The organism is Streptomyces apricus (genome assembly GCF_008369065.1).
In the GTDB taxonomy this organism is placed as follows: Bacteria; Actinomycetota; Actinomycetes; order Streptomycetales; family Streptomycetaceae; genus Streptomyces; species Streptomyces apricus.
In genome coordinates this window covers 1-1,283 of record NZ_VDFC01000216.1, presented here as the reverse complement: position 1 = coordinate 1,283, position 1,283 = coordinate 1, and the positions used below count along the sequence as shown (strand labels likewise).

General features: G+C 73.1%; 1 protein-coding gene. It reads left to right on the top strand.

From position 1 onward, the window contains the following. Positions 1-33 precede the first annotated feature (33 nt). Positions 34-1,283 (top strand): sensor histidine kinase (locus FGF04_RS39275; RefSeq protein ID WP_149516171.1); only part of this gene is annotated, 1,250 nt, incomplete at its 3' end.

Sequence of the window (1,283 nt, the reverse complement as noted above, 5' to 3'; positions counted from 1 at the left end):
TCCCACCCGTATCCCTGTCCGTACTCCGTGGCCATGGCCACGGAGTACGGACAGGGATACGGGTGGGACGACGGCCCCGGATTCCGGGGGGAGGGCGCCGGGGAGCGGTGGCACCGGCTCCCCGCCGCGCTGCGGGCCCCGATCGAGGGCCGCAGCCTGCGTGAGTTCGCCTACCTGATGCTCAGCCTGCCGATCAGCATCGCCACCTTCGTCTTCGCCGTGACGACGATGTCGCTCGGCGCGGGCCTGCTGGTCACCTTCCTGGGCGTCCCGGTGCTCGCCGCCGGGCTCGCCGGCTGCCGCGGGCTGGGCGCCCTGGAACGGGCCCGGGCCCGCGGTCTGCTCGGCCTCGACGTCGCCGCCCCCGAACCCCTGCGCAGGCGCAAGCAGGGCGCCATGGGCTGGATGGGCGCGACCCTCAAGAGCGGGGCGTCCTGGCGGCACCTCCTCTACACCGTGCTGCACTTCCCGTGGGCCGTGTTCGCCTTCTGCGTGGCCCTCACCCTGTGGGTGACCGGCTGGACCCTGCTGACGTACCCGGTGTGGTTCTGGCTCTTCCCGATGTCCGGTGGACAGGACGGACTGCAGCTGTACGGGGACGAGACGCACCAGGTCTACCTGGACAACCCGTTCGAGATCACCGTGACCGCGCTGGTCGGGCTGCTGCTCACGCTGGCGACGCCGTGGATCGTGCGGGCCCTGACCCTGGTGGACCGGCTCCTCGTGGCCGGGCTGCTGGGGCCGTCGAAGCTGGCCACGCGCGTGGTGGAGCTGGAGTCGGACCGTGGTGTCGTGGTCGACACGGCGGCGGCCGACCTGCGGCGCATCGAGCGGGACCTGCACGACGGGGCGCAGGCCCGGCTGGTGAACCTCGCCATGGACCTGGGGCTGGCCAAGGAGAAGCTCGCGGAGGATCCGCAGGAGGCCGCGCGGATGGTGGGCGAGGCGCACGGCGAGGTGAAGACGGCGCTGCAGGAACTGCGGGACCTGGCCCGCGGGATCCATCCGGCCGTGCTGACCGACCGGGGGCTGGACGCGGCGCTGTCCTCGGTCGCCTCGCGGTGCGCCGTGCCCGTACAGGTCGAGGTCGACCTGCCGGCCAGGCCGGCGCCGGCCATCGAGGGGATCGCCTACTTCACCGTGTCCGAGCTGCTGCAGAACATCAGCAAGCACGCGCGGGCCACGCGGGCGACGGTCGACGTGTGGCGGATCGAGGACCGGCTGCTGCTCCAGGTCGTGGACGACGGGGTCGGCGGGGCGGACGCCTCCGCGGGGTCGGGGCT